Below are 3558 nucleotides of genomic sequence, written 5' to 3' on the forward strand. Positions count from 1 at the left end.
CATCTGCTCCGGCTGCCGCCGCGTCATGGCATCGGCCATCAGCTCTCGGGCCCGGTCACGGTACTCCGGCAGGTCCGGGCGCAGCTTGGCCAGATGGTAAAGGTGTTCCAGCACAATGGTGCGTTCAGGGTAGCGCTCCCGAAGCGCCTCAAACTGCCGGCGAGCCAGATCGAACTCCATCCGGCCAAGGCTGGCCATAGCCTGGGCGTAGGCACTGGTAAAACGGGCGTCCTGTTCGTCTTCTTCTGGCTCGAAAAACTCTTCTTTAACCTGCAGCCAACTCTTGCCCAGCAACCAGACCAGACCGGCACCGGCCACCAGACCGCCGGCGTGTGCCATGTAGGCAATGCCGGTGGCGCCGGCATACCAGTAATCGTAGACTTCCTTGCCCAACCAGACCGGTAAAAGCGCAATGGCGGGCGCACGGAAGTAATTGAAGTAAACCCCGAGAAAGTAGAAAAAGCGGATCTTCTGCAGACCATAGATGGCCACGTACATCCCCATCAGGCCGGAGATCGACCCGGATGCCCCCACCAGCGGGATATGACTGCCCATCGAAAAGCCGATAAACACCAGCCCGGACAGGGCACCACAGACCAGGTAAGCCGCCAGGAATCGACCGGCGCCGAGGGCTTTTTCCACGGTAAAGCCCAGCAAGAACAGGAACAGCAGGTTACCGATGATATGGCCCCAGCCACCGTGCAGAAACTGGTAACTGATCAGGGTGTACAACGACAGGTCCGCCGGCACCAGGCCCAGCTGATAGGCGCTCATACGACTGATCCACTGCTCTTCAATGGCGCTGCGCTGCTGCTGCCACTGGTTGCGCTCGGCAGGCGCCCAGATCAGATCGCGGTTTTCCTGAAGGTACTGATAGAACTCGCGATCCAGCAAAAGAGTAACGGCTTGCCAGAGCGCTTCGTTGTTTTCTTGTAACGACTGGAATTCACGGAGCTCCAGAACGCTCTGGGGATCACCCTCAAACTGGATCGCCCGTTGCAGATAGTCTTCGTAGGCCTGCGCCTCCAGCGACAGCAAGTTGCCACCGAGGTATTGCTCCAGGGCAGATTCCAGCTTGCGGTCGTCACCGCCCTGATAGAACAGAAACACCATCAGACAGGCCATGATCAGGCCCAGAGTCACCCAAGGCGGGCGCTTCCAGTTAATGGCGTTCTCAGCAGGAATAATCAGCATGGGCGGTCACAATTCATCACAATCTGTCCCTGAAAAGCTGCTTTTTACCACAGCAGAGGCTTCTTTTCCCGGTGTAATAGTGCCTGGCGAGCAGAAAAACCCCATCTGCAGCGGAATTTGTGGGACAGTGCGCATCGCATCAATAGGTGTCATCACAGAGTCACACAAATGCCATTTAATCGGTAGCCATCAACTTCCGTGGCCCTATCGACCATTCGCCAATTGCCGTTATCGTGCCGACAGTCAATATTGAAGGCACGATAACAACAAAACCGGACTCTGGATTCGAGGATACTGCACATGACCGTACTTGTTTTGGACAACCCTGAAATGCTGGCCAAGGCGGCACTGGCGTTCGGTGTGATGGCAGGTGACCTTTCCCGAGATGGGGCCCGTCCTCATCGCACTCGCTTTCACTACGGTTTCAACAAGCACAATCTGGATAGCAGCGATATTGAGGTGCTCAAACAACATGCAGCGTACCTGAAGAGCCATCCCGGGGTGCGAGTCAGAATCCATGGTCATGCCGACCAGTTTGGCTCTCAAGAATACAACCGGTTTCTGGCCCGGCAACGAGCCAATACCGTGGCCCGGCTATTCATGCGTGAAGGCGTTCATCAATCTGCCCTTGTACTGGCAACTTGGGGCTCGGACCGACCGCTGACACGGCCAGAGGACCACGCGGCCAATCGCCGTGTAGAGCTGGAGTACCTCACTCGGGATATCGCTCAGGCGTTGTAAACAGCCACTCTGGATACAAAAAACGGGGCTCTCAGGCCCCGTTTTTTGTATCCTGCAAACCTCTTAACCATACACCTGCCAAACGTTCCACAACAGCAACAGCGCAGCCACCAGAATAGACAGCCAGGTCAGCAAGATGCCCACCATGCGCGCCTTATGCGGACCACCCTTGCCGTTGATCATGCCCCAGGCATGAAGAATGCGCCCCACGACCAACGCCATGCCGGTCCAATAAATCAGGCTTGACGGCACACCGTTGAGTTCGGCAATGGCCAGCATGATCAGGCCAATCGGTGCGTATTCAACCAAATTGGCGTGCGCCCGCACCGCTGCCTCAAACTCCCGGTCCTCATTAACGCCCAGGCCCATGCGATACTTCAGCCGGTATTTGACGACCTGGCCAGACAACACCAACAACAACAGGCCAAGGACGGCCGCAAACACTGCGGTTACAGGTACAATCATCGTCAGCCCTGCTTGATCTTGTTGACCACAGCCAACAACAGCACCGCGCCGACGGTAGCTGTTACCAGCTCACCCACCACGCTCTTGACTGCCAGCCCCAATACACCAAAAAGCACACCGCCGATCACCGACCCGACAATACCAATACCAATGTTAGCAAGCACACCAAAGCCCTTGCCTTTCATGATCAGCCCCGCCAGCCAGCCGGCAAGACCACCAATAATCAGAAACCAGATCAGGCTCATCTGCTCATACCTCCGTGGTTACCCGTCCAGAGTGGAATACTGATCAGAAGACTGCCCTGTTTTTCGCGGCCGTTCAAGAAGTTCCGGACGTTTTGGCAAGGCCGGCAATGGCCTCCGACATCTGCTGATGACACTTCGCCATCAATTCGGGTATGTCGTTATTGGTCAGGCCACGGGTTTCAACCGGGGGCAGAATGCGCACGGGCACAGAGTGGCGGCCACCAAACCAGCCCCGGGTTTTGCTGTGATACTCGGCGACACACACCATGGTAATGGGCGCACCTGCCGCGATTGCGGTGTGGAAAGCACCCTTTTTAAACTTACCCAAACCACGGCCCCGGCTACGGGTACCCTCCGGAAACACCCAAATGCTTTTGTTCTTATGGTTGATGGCATCACTGGTGGCCTGCATGACCGCGACGGATTTTCTGGAGCGGGCACGGTTCAGGATGATGTTACCGCCCAGCCAGAACACCTGGCCAAAAAACGGCGTCCACACCAATGCCGATTTACCGACAGTGACCGTGCGGGGCGGCAGAAGATCACCCAAAACAAACAGATCATCATTCTGCTGATGATTGGCAATAACCACTGTGGGTCGGTCTTGAGGCATGTTGTCGGCCCCGTAAACGGGGCGCTTCATCCCCAGAAAACACCGCCCTACCCGCGCCAACGCCAGGCCCAATAGCCGGTTGTTATCCGGGTTAAACGGGCGGGCCAGATACATAACTAACGCCAGGCAGCTCAACACCACCACGCTGACCCAAGCCAGCACTTCTCTTAATACAGCCATACTGCCTTTCCGATACCGACTATTTTGGCGTACAAGTGTACGCCAAACTTAAAGTGCAGCAACAGTATCCTTTTGTTGAAGTGCATAAACGGGGCTGGCCTCCACCACGTAGCGAAGGGG

At 56.3% G+C, this 3558-nt stretch carries 5 protein-coding genes; 1 reads left to right on the forward strand and 4 read right to left on the reverse strand.

The genetic code is table 11. The features are described 5' to 3' along the window. Positions 1-1194 (reverse strand): rhomboid family intramembrane serine protease (locus tag IBX51_RS14730; protein WP_291832069.1); only part of this gene is annotated, 1194 nt, incomplete at its 3' end. Between the two features lie 300 nt (positions 1195-1494). Between IBX51_RS14730 and IBX51_RS14735 the strand changes: the two genes are divergently transcribed. Further along, entirely contained in the window at positions 1495-1935 is a 441-nt protein-coding gene (locus tag IBX51_RS14735; protein WP_291832070.1) for an OmpA family protein, read from the forward strand. A 63-nt stretch (positions 1936-1998) separates the two neighbouring features. Here the strand turns inward: IBX51_RS14735 and IBX51_RS14740 are convergent, their stop codons facing one another. The 3 genes from IBX51_RS14740 to IBX51_RS14750 form a co-directional block, all read right to left on the reverse strand. Beyond that, complete coding sequence (locus IBX51_RS14740) at positions 1999-2400, reverse strand: MAPEG family protein (RefSeq protein WP_291832071.1); 402 nt, start codon at positions 2398-2400, stop codon at positions 1999-2001. Between the two features lie 2 nt (positions 2401-2402). Continuing rightward, positions 2403-2645 carry a GlsB/YeaQ/YmgE family stress response membrane protein gene (locus IBX51_RS14745; RefSeq protein ID WP_044389021.1) on the reverse strand — a complete coding sequence of 81 codons (243 nt, stop codon included), beginning with the start codon at positions 2643-2645 and terminating at the stop codon, positions 2403-2405. Positions 2646-2718: 73 nt separating this feature from the next. Continuing rightward, on the reverse strand, positions 2719-3438 hold the full coding sequence (locus IBX51_RS14750) for a 1-acyl-sn-glycerol-3-phosphate acyltransferase (RefSeq protein ID WP_291832074.1): 720 nt from the start codon (positions 3436-3438) through the stop codon (positions 2719-2721). Positions 3439-3558: the final 120 nt, after the last annotated feature.

It is taken from the genome of Marinobacter sp. (assembly GCF_014859525.1).
In the GTDB taxonomy this organism is placed as follows: Bacteria; Pseudomonadota; Gammaproteobacteria; order Pseudomonadales; family Oleiphilaceae; genus Marinobacter.

Bases quoted from the DNA above. Each gene is read 5' to 3' on its own strand.
- IBX51_RS14750 (WP_291832074.1), bottom strand. From the start codon at position 3,438: ATGGCTGTATTAAGAGAAGTGCTGGCTTGGGTCAGCGTGGTGGTGTTG.
- IBX51_RS14735 (WP_291832070.1), top strand. From the start codon at position 1,495: ATGACCGTACTTGTTTTGGACAACCCTGAAATGCTGGCCAAGGCGGCA.
- IBX51_RS14745 (WP_044389021.1), bottom strand. From the start codon at position 2,645: ATGAGCCTGATCTGGTTTCTGATTATTGGTGGTCTTGCCGGCTGGCTG.
- IBX51_RS14740 (WP_291832071.1), bottom strand. From the start codon at position 2,400: ATGATTGTACCTGTAACCGCAGTGTTTGCGGCCGTCCTTGGCCTGTTG.